The sequence below is a fragment of the Sneathiella chinensis genome, from assembly GCF_012720115.1.
Taxonomy (GTDB): Bacteria; Pseudomonadota; Alphaproteobacteria; order Sneathiellales; family Sneathiellaceae; genus Sneathiella; species Sneathiella chinensis.
On the sequence record NZ_VNWN01000002.1, the window covers coordinates 1,324,391 to 1,340,990 of the forward strand.

At 56.8% G+C, this 16,600-nt stretch carries 14 protein-coding genes; 7 read left to right on the top strand and 7 right to left on the bottom strand.

The features are described 5' to 3' along the window. Positions 1-181 precede the first annotated feature (181 nt). Complete coding sequence (lpxC, locus tag FQB27_RS06220) at positions 182-1,150, top strand: UDP-3-O-acyl-N-acetylglucosamine deacetylase (RefSeq protein ID WP_169559964.1); 969 nt, start codon at positions 182-184, stop codon at positions 1,148-1,150. A 126-nt stretch (positions 1,151-1,276) separates the two neighbouring features. On the opposite strand, the gene FQB27_RS06225 is transcribed toward lpxC, so the two are convergent. Beyond that, positions 1,277-1,663: a helix-turn-helix domain-containing protein gene (locus FQB27_RS06225; RefSeq protein WP_169559965.1), complete on the bottom strand. Its 387-nt coding sequence runs from the start codon at positions 1,661-1,663 to the stop codon at positions 1,277-1,279. 375 nt (positions 1,664-2,038) lie between these two features. Between FQB27_RS06225 and FQB27_RS06230 the strand changes: the two genes are divergently transcribed. The 3 genes from FQB27_RS06230 to ligA are packed head-to-tail and all read left to right on the top strand — an operon-like array spanning position 2,039 to position 6,647. Beyond that, positions 2,039-2,866 (top strand): outer membrane protein assembly factor BamD, encoded by an 828-nt coding sequence (locus FQB27_RS06230; RefSeq protein WP_169559966.1) that lies wholly within the window; start codon positions 2,039-2,041, stop codon positions 2,864-2,866. Positions 2,867-2,877: 11 nt separating this feature from the next. After that, entirely contained in the window at positions 2,878-4,539 is a 1,662-nt protein-coding gene (gene recN, locus FQB27_RS06235; protein ID WP_169559967.1) for a DNA repair protein RecN, read from the top strand. A gap of 2 nt (positions 4,540-4,541) precedes the next feature. Then, positions 4,542-6,647, top strand: a complete 2,106-nt coding sequence (ligA, locus tag FQB27_RS06240; protein ID WP_169559968.1) for an NAD-dependent DNA ligase LigA — start codon at positions 4,542-4,544, stop codon at positions 6,645-6,647. Positions 6,648-6,684: 37 nt separating this feature from the next. Here the strand turns inward: ligA and FQB27_RS06245 are convergent, their stop codons facing one another. Next, complete coding sequence (locus tag FQB27_RS06245; RefSeq protein WP_206374363.1) at positions 6,685-8,697, bottom strand: aminopeptidase P family protein; 2,013 nt, start codon at positions 8,695-8,697, stop codon at positions 6,685-6,687. Between the two features lie 202 nt (positions 8,698-8,899). Here FQB27_RS06245 and FQB27_RS06250 point away from each other — a divergent pair, with 202 nt between their 5' ends. Next, positions 8,900-9,181 (top strand): hypothetical protein, encoded by a 282-nt coding sequence (locus FQB27_RS06250; protein ID WP_169559969.1) that lies wholly within the window; start codon positions 8,900-8,902, stop codon positions 9,179-9,181. Positions 9,182-9,232: 51 nt separating this feature from the next. Continuing rightward, entirely contained in the window at positions 9,233-9,772 is a 540-nt protein-coding gene (locus FQB27_RS06255; RefSeq protein WP_169559970.1) for a YjiS-like domain-containing protein, read from the top strand. An 88-nt stretch (positions 9,773-9,860) separates the two neighbouring features. Here FQB27_RS06255 and FQB27_RS06260 read toward each other — a convergent pair whose 3' ends face one another. From FQB27_RS06260 to gpt, 5 genes are all read right to left on the bottom strand, one after another. Then, the gene (locus FQB27_RS06260) at positions 9,861-10,721 is read right to left on the bottom strand and encodes a 50S ribosomal protein L11 methyltransferase (RefSeq protein ID WP_169559971.1); all 861 of its coding nucleotides are present in this window, start codon (positions 10,719-10,721) and stop codon (positions 9,861-9,863) included. After that, positions 10,705-12,981: an ATP-dependent helicase gene (locus FQB27_RS06265; protein WP_169559972.1), complete on the bottom strand. Its 2,277-nt coding sequence runs from the start codon at positions 12,979-12,981 to the stop codon at positions 10,705-10,707. The genes FQB27_RS06260 and FQB27_RS06265 overlap by 17 nt, the downstream gene beginning before the upstream one ends. Before the next feature lie 52 nt (positions 12,982-13,033). Beyond that, positions 13,034-14,827: a chloride channel protein gene (locus tag FQB27_RS06270; protein ID WP_169559973.1), complete on the bottom strand. Its 1,794-nt coding sequence runs from the start codon at positions 14,825-14,827 to the stop codon at positions 13,034-13,036. 82 nt (positions 14,828-14,909) lie between these two features. Then, complete coding sequence (otnI, locus tag FQB27_RS06275) at positions 14,910-15,707, bottom strand: 2-oxo-tetronate isomerase (RefSeq protein WP_169559974.1); 798 nt, start codon at positions 15,705-15,707, stop codon at positions 14,910-14,912. Positions 15,708-15,710: 3 nt separating this feature from the next. Beyond that, positions 15,711-16,202 carry a xanthine phosphoribosyltransferase gene (gene gpt, locus FQB27_RS06280; protein WP_169559975.1) on the bottom strand — a complete coding sequence of 164 codons (492 nt, stop codon included), beginning with the start codon at positions 16,200-16,202 and terminating at the stop codon, positions 15,711-15,713. 109 nt (positions 16,203-16,311) lie between these two features. On the opposite strand from gpt, the gene FQB27_RS06285 reads away from it, so the two are divergent. Continuing rightward, positions 16,312-16,566, top strand: a complete 255-nt coding sequence (locus tag FQB27_RS06285) for a hypothetical protein (RefSeq protein ID WP_169559976.1) — start codon at positions 16,312-16,314, stop codon at positions 16,564-16,566. Positions 16,567-16,600: the final 34 nt, after the last annotated feature.

Consider the following 16,600-nt stretch of genomic DNA (forward strand, 5'->3'; position numbering starts at 1 on the left):
TTCGGGGCCGCTGACCCTGATATCCAAAGTAAAGACCGGGATGACCTTTTAGTTATCCCGGTCTTTTTTGTATATAAATATTACAAATATGGAATATTAGGGGCGGGTATTTGTTTCAGTCAGGAAATAATCGGTAACAAAGAGTGATTTGAGTTGTGGGGGCAGTCTGTTTAGATACAGCATGGAAAATGTAGTTACCGAAAGTGCTGAATTGATGATTACCTATCAGAAGACCTTGCGAAACAGCATCAGTTGTACAGGCGTGGGCGTGCATGGTGGTCAGTTGGTCAAAATGACCCTGAACCCGGCTCCGGCGGACACTGGTATTGTTTTCAGGCGGACAGACGTCGCGCCAGAGGTTGCTGATATTTCGGCACGCTATGACACGGTTTCTGACCTGATCATGTGCACCACGGTACAGAATGAAGCGGGCATCAAGGTTGCAACGGTTGAGCATCTGATGGCGGCCTTTTCCGGTTGCGGCATCGATAACGCCCTTGTCGAACTGGACGGACCGGAAGTCCCGGTAATGGATGGCTCTTCCGCGCCGTTTGTCTTCCTGATCGAATGTGCCGACACGGTGGAGCAGAAATCCCCGCGTCGCTATATCAAGGTCCTCAAAGAAGTTGAGGTTCGCGACGGGAATGCGGTTGCGACCCTGTCACCGGGCGACAACATGTCTTTTGCCTTCGAAATTGATTTTGACAATCAGCGGATCGGCAAACAGCAATGCGGCTTCACCCTTCGGCCGGGGACCTTCAAGAAGGAACTGTGCCGGGCCCGGACCTTCGGTTTCCTGAGCGAGTTGGAAAAACTGAAGGAAATGGGGCTGGCGAAAGGTGGCTCTCTTGAAAACGCCATTGTCCTCAGCGGTCAGGACATCCTGAACGAAGAAGGTCTGCGTTTCGATGATGAATTTGTCCGGCACAAGGCGCTGGACGCTGTAGGTGACCTTTATATGGCCGGTGCGCCGATCATTGGTCAGTTCCAGGGGTATCGTTCAGGGCACGCCCTGAATAACAGCCTGCTGAAGACATTCCTGGCGGATTGGGATGCGTGGTGCTACACGCTGGAAGCGCCGGTACGGTCTTCCAATGTGGGCGGCGCCCATTGGCCGGCCCAGAAAGCGGCGGCACCTGCCACGGCCTGATGGCCGTGTGAGGGAGCAGGGAGCCGGAAGAAAATCTACAGATAGAATTTTTTCTGAAACAAATTCTTTGAAATAAAAAGGCACGGTATGACACCGTGCCTGTTTTTACTATACATTAACTGAAAGTCAGGCTGACTGGCGTTTCCGCTCTTTTCCAGCAAGACTTTTAATAAGGCCGCTAACGGCTGACCGGATGGCCGGTTCTTCGATTTCGCCGTAATTGCGAACCAGTTCAATAGTGGAGCGGTTTTTCCCGCCATGCTCAAGCGGAGCACTGGAGGAAAGAGGCTCAAGGTTTTCAAAAAAATACGCGACGTCAACTTCCAGACGCTGTGCGATCTCGTAGAGACGGCCCGCACTCACCCGGTTGGCGCCAGTTTCATACTTCTGTACCTGTTGGTAGGAAATTTCCAGCGCTTGCGCCAGGTGTTCCTGAGTAAGACCCATCATGGTCCGCCTCTCCCTGATACGCTCACCCACGTGGTCATCAACCCGTTTTGCGAGTTTACTCATTTGCTGGTACCTTTCTGTAGTAAGGACCTCTGGTATGTCCTTCATTAAATAATACTTCAACTTAGCGGTAAGGGTGAAAGGCGCATTCCTGATCGGTCGGATCTCTTCACGTCGAAGAAGATCAGAAAATCCTAATTACCCTTATAAGTAATGTAGCACACAGACTCGAAAAAGAAAATTATCTAATATCACGAGTGTTTGTACACGTGCGATTATATTGAATTTGCCGGTTGGAGAAAATTGTTAAAATCCGATTTTTGCGAGAATGTTGTGAATTCGTTTCACATCTGAAGTGTTTACAACCTGCTTCCCAAGCGACCCCGGTTTATATAGAATGTCCGCTGATTTCCGACTGAGGATTGGACTGTAGGGATTATGGTGAAATTTTTGTCTGTCGTGCGTGCCAGAAATGTGGCTTCTGCCCTGTTGATTACAGCCTTTGTCGGGGCATGTAGTTCAGACACTGTAGACGAGTATCAGGAACAACCGGTTCAGGACCTGTATAACCGGGCGCTGGCGGAATTGAATAGCGAGAATTACGCCGCCGCGGCCCGCGCTTTCGACGAGGTGGAGCGTCAGCATCCATACTCTGTCTGGTCGACCAAGGCGCAACTCATGTCCTCGTTTGCCTATTATCAGCACAACAAATATGATCAGGCCATTCTGGCGGCGGAGCGGTTTATTGAATTGCATCCGGGCAACAAGGATGTGCCCTACGCCTATTACCTGATCGCCATTTCCTACTACGAGCAGATCACCGGCGTGGGCCGGGACCAGAAGGTGACCAGTCAGGCTCTCGATGCGCTTCAGACACTGGTGCGGCGTTTCCCGAATACGGAATATGCCCGGGATGCCAAGCTGAAAATCGACCTGACGCGGGACCATCTTGCGGGCAAGGAAATGGAAATTGGCCGTTACTACCTGAAGGGTGATCACTATATCGCGGCCATTAACCGGTTTCGCATGGTGATTGAGCGCTACCAGACCACCAGTCATGTGCCGGAGGCCCTGCATCGCCTGACCGAGGCGTATCTTTCCCTTGGTATCGAGGACGAGGCGCAGACCGCTGCTGCCGTGCTGGGGCACAACTTCCCGGGCAGTGAATGGTATCAGGACAGTTACGCCCTGCTGGATGCCAATTACCTCCGTCCCGAAGTGAAGCAGGATTCCTGGATCGTCAAAGCCTGGAAATCAGTCTTTTAGGATCGGCATTCATGCTCGCCACTCTGTCCATTCGCAATATTGTCCTGATCGACCGGTTGACCCTGTCGTTTGAGGATTGTCTGTGCGTCCTGACGGGGGAAACCGGGGCTGGTAAATCCATCCTTCTGGACAGTCTGGCACTGGCCCTTGGGGCACGGGCGGATGCGGGGCTTGTACGCGCCGGCGAAGACAAGGCTTCGGTGATTGCCGAATTTATCCTGCCGGACGACCATCCTGTCTTTGATCTGCTTGAGGATGTGGAGGTCACGAAAGGGGAGCCGCTGATCCTGCGGCGGAACCTGAACGCCGATGGGCGCAGCCGCGCCAGCATCAATGATCAGTCTGTCAGTGCGGCCCTGCTGCGGTCGGTCGGCGACATGCTGGTGGAAATTCATGGCCAGAATGCTGAGCGGGGGCTGCTGGATGCCAACGGTCACCGGCGGATTTTGGATCTTTATGGTCGGCTGATACAGGAAGCCCGGCAGGTTGGTACCCTGTATGAGACCATGCGACACACCGCTGCCGAGCTGGAGGAGGCCATTCGCCAGATCGAGCAGGCCCGTGAGGATGAGGAATATCTGCGGCATGTGGTTGGCGAGTTGGAAGAACTGGCCCCGCAGGACAATGAAGAAGAGGAGTTGTCCGAAAAGCGGTCTGAACTGATGCATGCCGAAAAAATTGCCGAGGCTTTGCGCGATGCGGAAAAGGCCCTCAATGACAATGGTGGGATCGAGGGCAAGATCCGCACGGCCGTGCGAGCCATTGAGCGAGTGGTCGAGAAGGCGGGCGGAAAGCTGGATCCGGTTCTGGACGGGCTGGAGCGGGCCTCCATCGAAATGGCAGAGGCAGCCATGACCATTACTTCGGTCGGGCAGGATCTGGATATTGATCCGTCCGGTCTTGAGGCTGTCGAAGAACGCCTGTTCGCCCTGCGTGCCGCCGCCCGGAAACATAAATGTGAGGTGTCGGGCCTGCCGGCGGTCATGGCGGCGTTTCGCGCCAAGCTGAATGCGGTTGAGCATGGCGAGGCCGAGGTTATTCGCCTGCAGGAAGCGGCCACAAAGGCCCGTCAGGATTATATCGTGGCGGCTTCGGCGCTTCGGGAAAAGCGGGTCGCCTCGGGGCAGGGGCTGGATCAGGCGGTGATGGCAGAACTGGAACCCCTGAAACTGGGCAGCGCCCGGTTCGAGACCCTTGTTCATGAATTGCCGGAAGAAAGCTGGTCGCCTGCCGGGATGGACAAGGTGGAGTTTCAGGTGGCAACCAACCCGGGAAGTGCCCCCGGCCCGTTGATCAAGATTGCCTCTGGCGGTGAATTGTCCCGCTTTATGCTGGCCCTGAAAGTGGTGCTGGCCCAATCCGGGTCCGCCCCGACACTGGTCTTTGACGAAGTTGACCGGGGGGTCGGCGGGGCCACCGCCGATGCGGTTGGCGAAAGACTGTCGCGGCTTTCCGAAGGGTTGCAGGTTCTGGTGATCACCCATTCCCCGCAGGTGGCTGCTGCCGGTGTCGCCCATTTCAATATTCGCAAGAGTGCCAGCGACGAGGTGACCACCACCGTGGTTGACCGGTTGACACAGGATGAGCGCAAGGAGGAAATTGCGCGCATGTTGTCCGGTGCCAATATTACCAACGAGGCGCGCGCCGCCGCACAAAGCCTGATAGAAGGATAATCATGATGCAGGACCCTGCCGCATTGTCGCTGGAACAAGCCCGCGACGAGCACCGCGAGCTGTCTGAATTTCTCGCCCAGCAGAACAAGGCCTATTATCAGGAAGATGCCCCGAATGTCACCGATGCCGAGTATGACGAGAAGATGCAGCGCCTCCGGGCGCTTGAGGCAGCCTTTCCATCCCTGATCACAAAGGACAGCCCCAGCCAGACCGTCGGTGCGGAACCCTCAAAGGGCTTTGCGAAAGTCCGCCATTCCGTGCCCATGCTGTCGCTGGACAATGCGTTCAACAACGAGGACCTGCTTGAATTTGAAGGCCGCGTCCGGCGCTTTCTGGGGCTGGACAGAACAGAGGAAGTGGCCTTTTTTGCCGAACCCAAGATTGATGGTCTGTCTGCTGCGCTTCGCTATGAGCGGGGCGAGTTTGTCTTGGGTGCCACCCGGGGCGACGGGCAGGAGGGGGAGGATATCACCACCAACCTGCGCACCGTCAAGGACCTGCCGTTACAGTTGCAAGGACCTGCGGCAGATATCCCCGACAGGTTTGAGGTGCGCGGCGAAGTTTATATGACCGGGCAGGATTTCCAGAACCTGAACGCCGCGCAGGCCGAAAAAGGGGCGAAGATTTTTGCCAACCCCCGGAACGCGGCGGCGGGGTCCATCCGGCAACTGGATGCGCGGATTACCGCGACCCGGAACTTGCGGTTCTTTGCCTATGCGTGGGGGGATGTGTCGGAAGTGCCGGGTAAGACCCAATCAGAGGTTCTGGCCCAGTTCGAGAAATGGGGCTTTTCTGTAAACCCCCTGTCGCGGGTATGCTCCAACATGCAGGAGGCCATTGATGCTTACCGCAAGATTGAGGAACTGCGGGCATCGCTGGATTATGACATCGACGGGGTGGTGTTCAAGGTGAACCGGCTGGACTGGCAGGGGCGGCTCGGGTTTGTCAGCCGCAGCCCCCGTTGGGCCATCGCCCATAAATTCCCGGCAGAGCAGGCCACCACGGTCGTCGAAGGCATCGATGTTCAGGTGGGCCGTACCGGGGCTATTACGCCGGTTGCAAGACTTAAACCGGTTAATGTTGGGGGTGTGGTGGTATCGAACGCCACCCTGCATAACGAGGAAGAGATCGAGCGCAAGGACGTTCGCGTTGGCGATACGGTGGTTGTGCAGCGGGCGGGCGACGTGATCCCGCAGGTGGTTTCCGTTGTTCTTGATAAACGGCCGGATGACAGCGAGCCGTATGAGTTCCCGAAAACCTGCCCGGTATGCGGCAGCCATGCCGTGCGGGAAATCAACCCTGTCAGCGGTAAGGAAGATGTTGTTCGCCGGTGCACCGGTGGTCTGGTCTGTGATGCGCAGGTTGTGGAGCGGTTGAAGCATTTTGTTTCCCGCAACGCCTTTGACATTGACGGGCTGGGCGCCAAACAGATCGAACTGTTTCATAAACGGGGCTGGGTCAAAAGCCCGGCCGATATTTTCCGTCTTGAAGCCGAAGACAGAAACCGGCTTCAGAAGATCAAAAATCTGGAAGGGTTCGGGGACAAGGCCGTTCGCAACCTGTTTGAGGCGATCAATGATCGGCGGCGGATCGATCTGGATCGGTTTATCTTTGCCCTTGGTATTCGTCATATCGGGCAGGGGAATGCCCGCCTTCTGGCCCGGAACTATTTGTCCCTGACTGCGTTGATGGATGCGTTTGACCCTGACAAGAATGATCCGGGCAAGGCCTATGTGGAATTGCTGGGCATTGACGGGATCGGGGCGGCCGTGGCGGACGCGGTGAAGGCCTTCTTTACCGAACCCCACAACAAGGAAATGCTGGCGGCCCTGCTTGCGGAAATCCAGATCATTGATTTTGAGCCCCCGGCTGAAGACAGCGCCGTTGCGGGCAAGACTGTCGTCTTTACCGGATCGCTGGAACTGATGACCCGGGCCGAGGCCAAGGCCAAGGCGGAAAGTCTGGGCGCGAAGGTCAGCGGGTCTGTCTCTGCAAAGACAGATTATCTGGTCGCCGGGGCCAAGGCTGGCTCAAAGCTTAAAAAGGCGGAAGAACTGGGCGTCACGGTGATGACAGAGCAGGCGTGGCTGGACCTTATCGGCGGGTAGCCGATAAGGTCCGTTGTCACTTTATATATAGGGGGGCTTACAAGGGCGCGGTTGCCTGTTTCAGCCAGTCCTTGACCGTGCCTTCCACCTGCGGCGAGATTTTATCCCACACCGCAGCGTGATAATCATTCATCCACTGGATCTCCAATTCATCCATCAGGGACGGATCAATCAGGGCACGATCGATCGGTGCGAAGGTCAGGGTTTCAAATCCGAGCCGGCTCCGCTCCCCGCCGGGGGCAGGGGCAAGTTCCGTAACCGCCACCAGATTTTCAATCCGAATGCCATAGGCGTTGGTCTTGTAGTATCCGGGCTCGTTCGACAGGATCATGCCGGGCCGCAAGGCAACGGTGTTCGGCGCCTTGGAAATGCGCTGCGGTCCTTCATGAACGGAAAGATAGCTGCCCACACCGTGCCCTGTCCCGTGATCATAGTCCAGACCCCGCTGCCACAGGGGCAGGCGGGCAAGGGCGTCCAGTTGGCTGCCGGATGTTCCCTCGGGGAAGATGGCCCGTGCCAGCGCAATATGCCCTTTCAGGACCAGCGTAAAGCGTTCCCGCATTTCATCACTGGGGGTGCCAATGGCGATGGTGCGGGTGATGTCTGTGGTGCCATCCAGATACTGTCCGCCGCTATCGACCAGATACAGGGACCCCGGCTCCAGTTTGCGATTGGTGGCCTCGGTGGCGCGGTAATGAACAACCGCCCCATTGGGGCCAGCCCCTGAAATGGTGGAAAAGCTTACATCCCGGAATTTGTCACCGGTCTGCCGAAAGGCGCGCAACTGGCGTTCCGCCTGCAACTCGTCAATAGTGCCGGACGGGGTTTCCGTTGCCAGCCAGTGTAGAAACTTGACGATGGCGGCCCCGTCCCGAAGGTGGGCACGGCGGGTGCCATCCAGTTCGACGGCGTTCTTGGTCGCCTTTGGCAGCATACAGGGGTCATCCGCCCGGACAACGCGGGCCGCCGCCGCATCCAGCCGGTTAATAATCCACTGACTGGTGACGGAAGGGTCCACCTGTACCGTTTTACCTGCCAGCGCATCCAGACCGGACCCGAAGGCGGCCCGGTTGTGAATCCGCACCGCATTGCCAAGATGGGGGCGAAGGTCCGGGGACAGTTTTTCCTCGTCCATATAAAGGTCGACGGTACTGTCTTGATTAAGGATGGTAAAGCCAAGGGCGAACGGTGTGCTGGGCAGGTCCGCGCCGCGCAGGTTAAGCAGCCAGGCGGTGACGTCCGGCAGGGTGTGGATGACCGCATCCACGCCGGACGGTTTCAGGGCCTCGCAAATCGCCTGTCTTTTTTCGGTGGAGCTTTGCCCCGCATATTGAAGCGGATGCGGCACCACAAGGGCCAGCGGTTCCGGCGGGTGATCCGCCCACACCGTATCCACCGGGTTGGGGTCCGCAAAGGCCAGCGTGACATTCATGGCCTCACACAGCTTGCGGAGGGTGTTGACGTTGCTTTCCGTATGCAGCCACGGATCAATCAGCAGAACCTGTCCAGCCGTCATGTTTTCTTTCAGCCAATCGGAGAGGGGTTCGTCCGACACATGGCGGGGCGTGAACAGGTCTGCTTTTACTTCCTGCCGGACCTGCAAGGTATATCGACCGTCCACAAAGATGGCCGCTGTGTCCTGCAGAACGGCGGCCATCCCGGCAGAACCGGTAAAGCCTGTCAGCCATTTCAGGCGTTCCGATGCCGCAGGGGCGGCTTCGCCATGAAACTCGTCATTCAGCGGAATGATAAAACCATCGGCATTCTGCTTTTTCAGGGCGCCGCGAAGGGCTGTCAGCCGCTCTTGGGACTTTTCCCGGTCAAGGACAGAGGACTGAATGACCTTCCGAAGCGAATCTCGTGCGGCCTTCATCAGCCCCAGAAGCTCGCCGGGTGCGTCCGGAGCGATTTTTGACAGGACAAGATCGTTATCTTCCCGTTCGGGGGCCGCAGCGGCCGATTTAAGGGATGCAAGAAGCGCATCATAGGTCGGCGCGTTGTGCATGACTGCCAAATAGCCCTTCAGATCGTCCAGGGCGGGGATATTCATTGAAGACAAGGGAATTCCTCACTTTTCGAGCTTTTCTGCTGTTGAATATGGCGTATTTGGTTCCGGCTTGCAATCCAAGCTATGCGTTTTCTGCAATGCACCATTTCCTACATAGCGGGCTAATATGCCCTTTAAGTCATTGTTTTTTCACATGTGCGGTGCAATATAAGGAACATCAAGAACACTTGGTGAGGAGAGTAGCATGTTCAGTCGCAATGAAAAATATGGTCAAGCCCTGCATTTGCCGTATGGCTTCGACATCCCGGCTTCAAAAAGCGTTAAGGGCACGGACGGCCTGTTCGCAAAAATCCGGTCATTTTTCACAGCCGGTATGAATGTGAACCATGTTGCCGACCTTACCCCGGTGGTTGAAGTGGATCTGGATCGCAACGTGATCGAACAGGCCATTCTCACCGAACTTAGAAACACTGAATCAGCCGCCAACGAAAACCGGCTGCAAGGTATCAAGGGCAGAACTGCCTGACTGTTTAAAAGGAGCCCGCAAGGCTCAATCTGATCTTAGGAGGATTGGAAAATGATGAGTTTTACGAAAAAAGACATTGAATCCATTGCCATGCTGTACCCGACAATCGTCACCAATGACGATGTTCTCAACTATGATGTTGAAGAAGTCATGGCACAGGCTCGCCGGGCCCGCAGCGAATATATCGTGGGCATGATCAAGGGTGTGTTCGCAGGGATGACCAACACCATTCGGACCCGTTCTGAAAACCGCCGGGCCCTGAACGCCCTGTACAGCATGAGCGACCGCGAACTGTCTGATCTGGGCGTTTCCCGCAGCGAAATCAAGCATGCCGTTCTTGGCGAAGCCGCTGCGAAGACTTCAGTCTCTGCCGGTTTCAAAGGCAAGATTGTTGCTCCGCTGGTTGCCAAGTTCAAGGCATGGCAGAGCAGCCGCGCCGGTCTGGCCCAGCTGATGGCCATGGATGCCCGTCAGCTGAGCGACATTGGCCTGACACGGGGCGATATCTTCGCTGCGTCAAAGGGTGAAGGCCGCTTCGCCAACGACAACCGCGGTGCGGCTGTCAGCGGTAAAGGTCGGATCGCTTCCTGATCTTGTATCAATACCCCTGAAGCGGCCTCCGGTTCAGGGTAATCCTCCGAAAGCGCCTGTGCGATCCGATCGCACAGGCGTTTTTTTGTTATCGCTGCAGTATCAGGGTGTGCCATTCCCCGATGGGGATGCGCTTTACCAGATGTAGTCCTTGCTGCCGGTAGGCATTACGGACCATGTTTTCCTGTTTTCCCAGCAGGCCAGACAGGACCAGAACCCCGTCTGTTGCCAGACTGCGGGCAATATCCGGGGCCAGTTGTACCAGCGGGCGGGCCAGAATATTGGCTGTGATCAGGTCGAATGGCGCGGCTTTTCGCAGTTGCTGGCTGTTGAGGCCCGTTGCCTCACAGGCCCGGATCAACGGGGCAAGCTGGTTTTTGATGGCGTTCTCACGGGTGACCGTGACGGCATCCGGGTCAATGTCACTGGCCAGTACCGGACGGCCCCACGCCTTTGCGGTGGCCAGCGCCAGAACGCCGGACCCGCAGCCAAGGTCGAGGGCGTTGAAGATTTCCCGCGATTTGTGAATTTCATCGATGGCCTGCAGACAGCCAAACGTGGTTTCGTGTAGGCCCGTTCCAAACGCCCGGCCCGCATCAATGGTCAGGTCGTGCATGGAACTGACCTTGTGGGGGGCATCGTGGGACCCGTGTACATAAAACCGACCGGCACAGACAGGCGGCAGGCGTTTCTGGCTTTCGGAAACCCAGTCTTTCTGTTCCACCGTTGAGACAGCGATATCATATCCTTCCGGAATCCGGTCCAGATAGGCTTTCGGGGGTTCGGCCTCGAAGAACAGGATCAGTTCCCAAAGACTTCCATCCGGGACCGCCTCCGCCAGAGAGGAGGAGAGGGTGATGTCCTCGAACAGGGTTTCGAAAATATCCGACTCGGGCAGGGGCAGGGTGACAGCAAGCTGCCAAAGGGTGACATCAGACGGCTTTGACAAAATTTTCCATCACTTTCTTGATACCGGCCTTATCAAAGGCAATTTCCAGTTTGTTTCCATCCTTGGCGACGACGCGGCCATAGCCGAATTTCTGGTGAAAGACCCGATCGGCAAGCTGAATGCCGCCGCTGTCTCCCTTAACCGGTTTGCTGCTGTTATCCACCATCTGCCGGTTCTGGCGGGACCGCTTTTCCAGAATGCTGGCAAGATGCGATGTCTCGCTTGAGCTTCGCCATGCCGGGGTGGCGGTGTCGCTGTCCTGCCGCTGGCTGGAATAGACGCCCCGTTCGCTGTGCTCGATGATATGCTCGGCGGGCAACTCGTCCACAAACCGGCTGGGCAGGGCGGATTGCCACTGACCATGAATGCGCCGGTTGCTGGCATAGGAAATAAAACACCGTTTCTTGGCGCGGGTGATCCCCACATAGGCAAGACGGCGTTCTTCCTCAAGGGCCTGCTGGCCGTTCTCGTCAAGGGCACGCTGATGGGGGAACAGGCCTTCTTCCCATCCGGGAAGAAAGACGCTGTCATATTCCAGGCCCTTCGCCGAATGCAGGGTCATGATGCTGACCATATCGGCACTTTCGTCCGCGGTGATTTCCATGACCAGGGCCACATGCTCCAGAAACTGGTCCAGCGTGTCATATTCCGCAAGGGCCTTGACCAGTTCTTTCAGGTTTTCCCGCTTGCCTTCCGCTTCGGAGGTCTTGTCCTGTTTCCACATTTCAAGATAGCCGCTGTCATCCAGCACCGTTTCCACCAGTTCATCGGGGGGAATGATGTCCTTCTGTTCGCGCCACGAGGTGAAGCAGTCCACCAGATCGGACAGACCCTTGTGGGCCTTGCCTTTCATGACCTCGTTCTCGACGACAAATTCCGCCGCCTTGGACAGCGGCAGATGCAGGTCGCGGGCAATGGTTCGGAGCGTATCAAGGGCCTTGGCCCCAAGGCCCCGCTTTGGCAGGTTGTAGATCCGTTCAAAAGCCAGATCGTCGTTGGGCTGGTTGATCACCCGAAGATAGGCCAGAACATCGCGGATTTCGCGGCGTTCATAGAACCGAAGGCCGCCGATAACCCGGTACTTGATCCCCATGTTGAGGAAGCATTCTTCGAAGTCACGGGTCTGGAAGCTGGCCCGGACCAGAATGGCAATGTCCTGAAGGCTGGCCCCCTTGCGCTGCAGATTTTCGATCTCGTCAGCGATCCAGCGGGCTTCGTTCTGGCCGTCCCAGACGCCCTTGACGGTGACTTTTTCACCGCTGTCATCCTCGGTCCAGAGGGATTTTCCAAGCCGTCCCTCGTTATGGGCGATCAGGCCTGCCGCCGCACCCAGAATATGGGGCGTGGATCGATAGTTCCGTTCCAGACGGATGATGTCGGCACCGGGGAAGTCGTCCTCAAACCGCAGGATGTTGCCAACCTCGGCGCCGCGCCAGCCATAGATGGATTGGTCGTCATCGCCCACACAACAGATATTCTTGTGCTTCTGGGCCAGCAGGCGCAGCAGCAGATATTGCGCCACGTTGGTATCCTGATATTCGTCCACCATGATGTAGCGGAAGCGATTCTGGTAATAGGCCAGAATATCGGGATTGGCCTGAAGCAGGGTCAGCGGGTGAAGCAGCAGGTCGCCAAAGTCGCAGGCGTTTTGATCCAGAAGGCGTTCCTGATAGATTTTATAAAGTTCCGCCGCCCGGCCATGGGCAAATCCGTTTGTTTCCAGATTGACCACCTGATCCGGGCGCAGGCCCTTGTCTTTCCAGCGGTCGATCACGGCGGCAAGGCCCCGCGGCGGCCATTTCTTGGTGTCGATTTGCTGTTCGGTCAGGATTTGCTTGAGAAGTCGGAGTTGATCATCCGTATCCAGAATGGTGTAGCTGGGGCCAAGGCCGACAAGTTCCGGGTGACGGCGCAGCATCCACACCCCGATGGAGTGGAAGGTGCCAAGGCGGATATCGGCTGCAGTGGGGCCGACAAGGCCCGCGGTTCTTTCGCGCATTTCCGCCGCTGCCTTGTTGGTAAAGGTTACGGCAAGAATTTCCCACGGCTTGACGGGGCGGGTATTCAGGATATGCGCAAGGCGGGTGGTCAGGACGCGGGTTTTTCCCGTCCCGGCGCCAGCAAGCACAAGCACAGGGCCGTCCACGGCCTCAACCGCGGCGCGCTGCCCTTCGTTCAGCCCGTCAAGATAGGAGGTATCCACCGTCTGCTGAGGGGCAGGGTCGGTGTCGAAATTTGCAAAGTCAAAAGGATCAACCATGGGCCAAGATATAAAGCAACGGTCTCGGGGAAACCAGTCTTCTTAAACGAAATCAGGGAAACATTTTTCCGCTGGTTTCATCCTGTGAATTCAGCAACGCCTGATTATATTCCGACAGCAGTTTTCGGTAGTGAAGAAGGCCGACAATCCGGGCATCGGCGGCACTGTCAATCACCGGCAGGCATTCCAGACCCGACTTTTCCATGATCATCAGGGCGGATTTCAAACTGGATTCCGGAAAGATGACCGGAATATCCCGGGAGGTGATATCGGCCACCGTCAGGTCGCGGTCGATTTCATCGGCAAGGATATGGGCCTTCAGGTTGGAAAAATTGATCATGCCGACAAACGCCTTGTTGGTCGGGTCCACGGCAACCAGTTTCTGGTGCGGCAGTTGGCCAATGATCTTTCGGACCTCGGATAGCGGGCTGCTGGTCGGGATTTCTGAAAATTCCTTGTCCATGATACCGCGCACCTGACGGAACTTGAGATACCGAAGGGCGCGGCTTTCCCATACATCCACGTTGCGCCGCGCCAATTGGGTCTGAAAGATGCTGCGCCCGTAGATCTGCTTTGTGATCAGGGTTGCAACGGAAACGGCAACCATGACGGCAATCCCGATTTTATAATCCCCGGTCAGCTCAAAGACGATCAGGATGGTCGAGATCGGCGCCCCAAGAACGGAAGAGGCCACCGCCGTCATCCCGATAATGGCATAGAGACCATGACTGGCCGACAGTTCCGGAAAGACCGAGGTGGCGATAATGCCAAACGCGCCGCCGGTCATGGCACCAATGAACAGGGACGGGGAAAAGAACCCGCCGCCAAACCGGCTGCCCATGGTGATGCCGACAGCGATTGTCTTGATGATGATCAGGGACAGCAGCAGCAACAGGTCGTAATTTTCATTGAGGGCGTTGTCTGTGGCCTCATAACCGACACCGATGATCTGCGGAAAGAAAACGGCAATGCCGCCAAGAACCAGACCGCCCGAGGCCGGACGCAGGATTTCCGGAATCTTGAACCGGTCAATGGTGCGTTCGGCAAATCCCATGCTCCAGATGAACAGCAGGGCAACAATCGCGGAAACGATGCCAAGAATGGCAATCGCCGGTAATTCCCACCACGAAACGATGTTGTAGTTCGGAATGATAAACGCCGGGAAGTCGCCCACATGAATACGGCTGACCACCGTTCCAATAACCGAGGCCAGAACAATGGGGGCCACGGCCTGTGTGGCGAGCGAGCCGATCACCACCTCAAGGGCGAAGAACATTCCGGCGATCGGCGCGTTGAACGAGGCCGCAACGCCGGAGGCCACACCGCATCCGATCAGGGTCAGGTAATAGCTGGAGGGCAAACGCAGGCGTTGCCCAAGCTGGCTGGCCATTGTGGCGCTCAAGTGCACGACAGGGCCTTCCCGTCCGCCGGATGTCCCGGCCCCAAGCGACAGGGCGCTGACAAAGAAGGCGGCGATCCCGGGCCAGAGTTTCATCTTGCCCCGCTTGATCATGACCGCCTCGATCACGTCGGCCACGCCCTGACCGCGCTTGCCGGGCATACAATATTGCAGGAACAGCCCGACAATCAGTCCCCCGATGACCGGGGCGGCGACAATCTGCCACCACGGCAGTTCGGCAACGCCGGATACGACCAGTTCACTGTCGAAACCGTAAAACAGGTTCTGGATTTCCCCGATGGCAAAACGGAAGGCCAGCGCACCATATCCGCCAAGAAGGCCAGCGATCACGGCACAGATCATCAGCTTCAGCGAGACATTGCCGCCCGCAAGCCGGATGGAAGACAGAACCCCTTTTTTGGGAAGATTGTCGGATGAAAAAACCATTATTCAAGCATCCTGCCTAACTGCCTGTTTTCAGTTGTTTTTTACGGCGTCCTATCCGGTGTATACCTTTTATCAGGTTAGTTCAACCGAGCGGCGTTTGATTGGCAAGAAATTCCGTCGCCCAGCCAAGACTGGCCGTCATCGGGCGTGTTGGTTTGTATTCGCAGCCGATCCAGCCGTCATATCCCGCCTGATCGATCTGGTTCAGAAGAAAGCGATAGTCCAACTCCCCTGTATCCGGTTCGGCGCGAAGGGGTGGGTTGGCAATCTGCATATGGCCGGTTTGCCCAAGATGGCGTTCCAACCGGTTCGACAGGTTTCCATGGATTCGCTGGCAATGATAAAGATCGAACTGCAAGCGGACGTTCGGATGGGCAAGGGTGGTCAGGATATCGGCGGCCAGATCGAAATCATCAAGGAAATATCCCGGCATGTCGCCGGTGTTGATCGGTTCTATCAGAAGGGTGATGCCTTCCGGTGCGGCCAGCGCCGCCGCGTGGGAGAGAGAGGCAATAAACTGTTCTTTCTGGGCGTCATGGGAAAGGTTCCCATCCCGGAGGCCAGCCATGACATGCAATCGGCGGCACCCGAGCCGGGCGGCATATTCGAGGGCCTGATCAACAGAGGCCCGAAACGCATCCTGCCGGGAGGGTAGGGAGGCAAGGCCCCGCTCTCCGGTGTCCCAGTCTCCCGGTGACAGGTTGAACAGGACCTGCTGTAGATTGGTATCGGCAAGACGGGCGCGCAGGTCTTCCGGCGCCCAGTCATAGGGGAACAGGTATTCCACCCCCTTGAACCCTGCCTTTGAGGCCGCCGCGAACCTGTCCGGCAATGCCAGATCCTGAAACAGGAAAGACAGGTTTGCGGCAAGGCGGATCATGGCTTAGCGATGTTCCTCAACGATCGGCTTGGCGAAGGACGGGGCCTGATCCCACGGGAACAGGATCCATGTATCCTGACTGACCTCGGTAATGAAGGTGTCCACTCTCGGGCGGCCTTTCGGTTTCGCGTAAATGGTCGCGAAATGGGCTTCCGGAATCATGTCGCGGACATATTTGGCGGTGATGCCACTGTCCACCAGATCGTCAACGATCAGCCAGCCTTTGCCGTTGTTGGGAATGTCCAGCCCCTTGATGATGTTGACTTCGCCAACAGATTTATCGCTGCGATAGGCGGCGATACAGACGGTTTCAATGTTGCGGATGTCCAACTCGCGGGCAACGATCGCCGCCGGAACAAGACCGCCGCGGGTGACAGCGACAATGCCCTCGAACGGGCCCAGTTCCATCAGGCGCCATGCCAGGGCGCGTCCGTTGCGGTGGAGTTCTTCCCAGGAAACTGGAAAGTATTTCTGATAGCCTGCGTCTTCCGCCATCTGGGTATGTCCTTCGTTAATGTCAGATTTCTGTTTCTTTAGACCGCTCGTGCGGCTTTGAAAAGTCCCCGGCTGTCAAAAAAATGAAAAATGCGGTATTCTGCGTACCATGGGTCGTAAAAGTCCAACGCAGTCTCAATTGGAATACCTGTCCTTGGGGGTCGGACAACCGGGCGGGAAGTTGCCCCTGTTCGATCGGGAGGGACAGCAAATCCGAAAGGCAACCATCGAAAGCTGTATTCGGAACGGCTGGGCTGCGCCGTGGTTCGACAACCCGATCAAGCCGGACTGGCTGGTGTGCCGCCTGACCGACGAGGGATATGCCCTGTTGGGGGAGGGGGCCTTCCCGATCCAAAAGACGTGATCGCGGTAACATTCAGGAAAGGTTGTAGAAAATC